A 3,987-nucleotide genomic window follows, 5' to 3' on the forward strand; every position below is an offset into this window, starting at 1 on the left:
ACCCGGGGAGCAGCGCGAACCCGCCGTGACGTCCGCGTTCGGCGTAGACCGGGACGCCGGCGGCGGACAGGGCCTCGACGTCGCGCAGCACGGTGCGCGTGGAGACCTCGAGCTCGCGGGCGAGCGTCGCGGCGGACGTCCGGCCGCGCTGGCGCAGCAGCAGGACGAGCGAGACGAGGCGGTCGGCGCGCACAGGAGGAACGTATCGGATACATGACACTCGGTGTCGTGATTCATCGCCAGGCTCGTCGGCACGGGCGTCGAGGACGTCGGCGGACGAGCCGACGGGCGCGCGGGAAGGACGACACGAAGGAGACGACGTGGCAGTCGAACGAACGGCGGTCGACCCGGTGACCTGGTCCCTGGACCTGGGCTTCCACCAGGGGGTGGTCGTGTCCGGGCACACCCGGACCGTGTGGTGCTCGGGGCAGACGGCGACGGGACCCGACGGAGCACCTCGGCACGACGGCGACATGGCGGCGCAGCTCGCGCTGAGCCTCGACAACGTGGAGGCCGTGCTCGGCGAGGCGGGCACGACGTGGGCGGACGTCGTCCGGCTCACCGTCTACACCACCGACGTCGACGAGCTGCTCCGGCACTACGGGGTGCTCGCGGCGCGGCTGGGAGGGGCGGGCGCGGCCCCGCCGACGACGATGCTCGGCGTGACGCGCCTGGCGATCGCCGGGCAGATGGTCGAGCTCGAGGCGACCGCGGTCGCCTGACGCGGTGCCCGGCGTCGTCGGGGCCGGGCGCGGCGTCGCCCGGGTCAGCCCTCGCCCGCCTCGAGCTCCGCGACGAGCGTGCTGTGCTCGGCGTCGTGCCGGACGGCGGCGCCGAGCACGGCGGCGCGTCGCGCGTAGGCGGGGTCGTCGAGCACGCGGCGGACCGCGCGCGCGACCTGGTCGGTCGAGGCCGTGCGCCGGAGCGCGACGCCCGCGCCGCGCAGGGTGACGCGCACGGCGTTGTCCCCCTGGTCGCGCCCGTGCGGCAGCACGACGACGGGCACGTCCGCGGCGAGGGCCTTGAGGAGCGTGCCGTGCCCGCCGTGCGTGACGACGAGCGCCGCCTCGCGCAGCACGGCGCGGTGCGGCGCGGACGCGACGACGGAGACGTTCGGCGCGCCCTGCACGGCGCCGGGGTCGAGGCTCGGCCCGGTCGTGACGAGGCCGCGGACGGGAAGCGTCGCGAGCGCGGCGACGACGCGCCGCAGGAGCGCGGCCTGGTCCTGGAACGTGGACGACAGCGCGACGAGGACGAGCGGGTCGTCGCCCGGGGGGCGGATTTCAGCGGTCGTCGCAACACGTCCACTCCGAAGCGATCGTACGACTCCTGCTTCCACGGTCTGCCGTAGGCCGAGTTGTGCCGTACGACGGCCGAGCGCCGGGTACCGGCCATTGCGCGGCGGCGCGCTGGCAATAGCGGCCCATCCCGGCATGCCGGCGGCCGGGAGGTTTGAAGTCCTCCCGGCCGTCGGAATGGGGCTGAGGCCCGTCCTACTTACGCGTCTGCCTGACGAGCAGCACAGCGACGGTCGCGACAACAGCGATGCCGAGGATGATCCCGCCGATCAGAATTGCGGCCGTGGCGTTCATGACTTCTCCTGCCTATTGGGGGCGAGGCTAGCGCCTGCGGTGGCAGCCGCTAACCCTCGACCCTAGTTGTGGTAGGTCCATGCCCCGTTGGCGAGGCTCACCCTGGCGCCCATGTACGCCGTGAACTGCAGAGGCGAGCCGTTCCAGGCCAGGTTGCTGTCCGCCTCGTACCTCACGTCGGTCGAGCTGATCCGGTACACCCTCTTGTTGCTCAGGGAGCAGCCGATGCAGTGTCCGCCGTAGCTGTTCGCGTTGTAGCTGGTGATCGAGGCGCTGGAGCCGAAGACCTTCTGCCAGGTGAAGCGGAAGTACATCCGGATCACGCCGAGGTTCACGTCCGCGAGGCAGTTGCTGTAGGTCGCCGAGTACGCAGTGCTGGAGGTGGTGCAGTCCAGGATCGACCGGGTTCCGATCCCGCCTGACCCCTCGGGCTTCGGGATCGACGTGCTGGAGACGGCGATCGAGCCGTCTGCGTACGTGCTGATCACAGCTTCGGCGCCGTCGTGGACCTCGACACGCTCGGAGACGGGATCCGCGCCCGTCAGGGACAGCCAGGGGTCTCCACCGCTCATCGCGGCGATGAGGGAGTCCTGGACCGTCGCATCCACGTCGTACTCGTCGAAGAAGGCACGCAGCAGCGCCTCGTCGCTCGCGCTCGGTGCCCCATCGACCACCTCAGTGACCGTGGCGGGCGCGTCGGGTGAGGTCGAGTCGGTAGATGTGGCCAGAGCGGGCGCTGCGAACGCTCCGGTGGCGAGGATGGATGCGGCGGCAACCGCGCTCGCGAGTCGTCTGAGCTTCAACCTCATCTCCTTGCTTTGAGCATGCAGGAGCATAGGCGCGTCTTTACGCCAACCAACCCAGGTTCATCGTCGGATCCGGCGCTGGTCCCCCTGCTTGCGGAGAAGGTACGCCCGAGTGTTGCCTGCGTCAAGCGTCTCGTGCGAACCGATTTACATACGATTACCAGACCGGACATTTGGGCATCGTTGGCGGCTCTACAGGCAACTGGACGGTGGAAAGAGCAAGTCGAAGTGAGACCCTCAGGCGTTGCCGCGCCTTTGAATGGCACCAGGTCCTGAGCGCTGCGTCACCGCTCGAGAGTGAGCAACTGAGCGAGGCGCTCGGACGGCGTCCGCCACCCAGAGATCTTGCGGGGCCGGCTGTTGAGCTGGTCGGCGACCAGCGCGAGGTCCTCTCGCGTGTGGCCTGCGAGCCTCGTGCCCTTGGGGAAGTACTGGCGCAGCAGCCCGTTGGTGTTCTCGTTGCTGCCGCGCTGCCAAGGACTGCCGGGGTCGCAAAAGTAGACCGGGATCCCGGTGGCTGCGGTGAACTCATGGTGGCGGCTCATCTCGGCGCCCTGGTCCCACGTTAGCGAACGACGCAGCTTGGGTGGGAGCGGCTCGACGGCGGCGATGAGTGCGTCACGTACCGAGGCGCTGCCCTTGCCGTCTGGCAGGTGCACGAGGATCGTGTAGCGGCTCGCACGTTCTACGAGGGTCGCGATCGCCGAGCGTTGATCGGTCCCGACGATGAGATCGCCTTCCCAATGTCCCGGCGCCGCTCGGTGGTTTGCCTCAGACGGTCGTTCGTGCACGGTCAGCATCGGTGCCGAGAAGCGTGGCTGACGCCGGTAGAAGTAGCGGTGGTGACGGCGCATCCGCCTGCCTGTGCGCAACGAGCGCGTGAGCTCGCGGCTCAGGACACGATCGCCCGGCGCATACAGAGCCTGGTAGATGGTCTCGTGCACGACGTTCAGGTGAGGTCGGCCAGGGAAGCGCTCGCGCAACTTCGCCGCGATCTGCTCCGGGCTCCACCGCAGGTTCAGTCGGGTCTGGATGTACTCGCGCAGCTGCGGGTTCGCCGCGATCTTGTGCACCTTAGGGCGCCGCATCCTTGCCTCCGCACGAGCGTTGGCGGCGAACGGACGGTACTGCCCGTTCGTCGGGTGCCGGTTGCGTCGGATCTCACGGCTGATCGTCGACGGGCTACGCCCCAGCTCGCTCGCGATCGCCCGCAGCGAAGCCCGGTCCCGGAGCCGATCCGCGATATAGATCCGCTCCTCCTCGTCGAGATACCGCGCCGACGAGCCTGGCAGAACTGAAACCCGAGGAACCGGGACGCTTGAGCGAGGCCGACCTGATCTCCCGACACCCAGCCGCCACCGCTTGCCCGTCGTCGGGTTCACCCCAACTGCCATCGACGCCTGCCGACTGCTCATCCCGGTCGCCACGAGCTGGAAGTATGCCTCCCGCTCGCGCACCAACCTCCGCGGCCCATGCGGTGTTCGAACAGGCCGAACCTCGAACTCCATCGCGCAACCCCTCTACCTCAGGTGTTGCGACGACCGCTGGAACCCAAGGGGGGGATCTGGTCGGGGCGTCGTGTGCGAGAG

5 protein-coding genes are annotated in these 3,987 nt (G+C 69.5%); 1 reads left to right on the top strand and 4 read right to left on the bottom strand.

The window, feature by feature from the left end:
• On the bottom strand, positions 1–193 hold a 193-nt coding region (locus tag VFF97_RS05325; protein ID WP_325032452.1), incomplete at its 3' end, for a helix-turn-helix transcriptional regulator.
• 127 nt (positions 194–320) lie between these two features.
• On the opposite strand from VFF97_RS05325, the gene VFF97_RS05330 reads away from it, so the two are divergent.
• Positions 321–722, top strand: a complete 402-nt coding sequence (locus VFF97_RS05330; protein WP_115941548.1) for a RidA family protein — start codon at positions 321–323, stop codon at positions 720–722.
• Between the two features lie 44 nt (positions 723–766).
• On the opposite strand, the gene VFF97_RS05335 is transcribed toward VFF97_RS05330, so the two are convergent.
• The 3 genes from VFF97_RS05335 to VFF97_RS05345 form a co-directional block, all read right to left on the bottom strand.
• Entirely contained in the window at positions 767–1,339 is a 573-nt protein-coding gene (locus VFF97_RS05335) for a glycosyltransferase (RefSeq protein WP_325032453.1), read from the bottom strand.
• Positions 1,340–1,654: 315 nt separating this feature from the next.
• Positions 1,655–2,395 carry a hypothetical protein gene (locus VFF97_RS05340; protein WP_209830004.1) on the bottom strand — a complete coding sequence of 247 codons (741 nt, stop codon included), beginning with the start codon at positions 2,393–2,395 and terminating at the stop codon, positions 1,655–1,657.
• A gap of 287 nt (positions 2,396–2,682) precedes the next feature.
• Positions 2,683–3,813, bottom strand: coding sequence for an IS30 family transposase (locus VFF97_RS05345; RefSeq protein ID WP_325032454.1), 1,131 nt, complete (start codon positions 3,811–3,813; stop codon positions 2,683–2,685).
• Positions 3,814–3,987: the final 174 nt, after the last annotated feature.

Source organism: Microbacterium sp., assembly GCF_035687345.1.
Lineage (GTDB): Bacteria > Actinomycetota > Actinomycetes > Actinomycetales > Microbacteriaceae > Microbacterium.

Coding starts and splice junctions, on each gene's coding strand:
- VFF97_RS05345 (WP_325032454.1), bottom strand. CDS start 3,813: ATGAGCAGTCGGCAGGCGTCGATGGCAGTTGGGGTGAACCCGACGACG.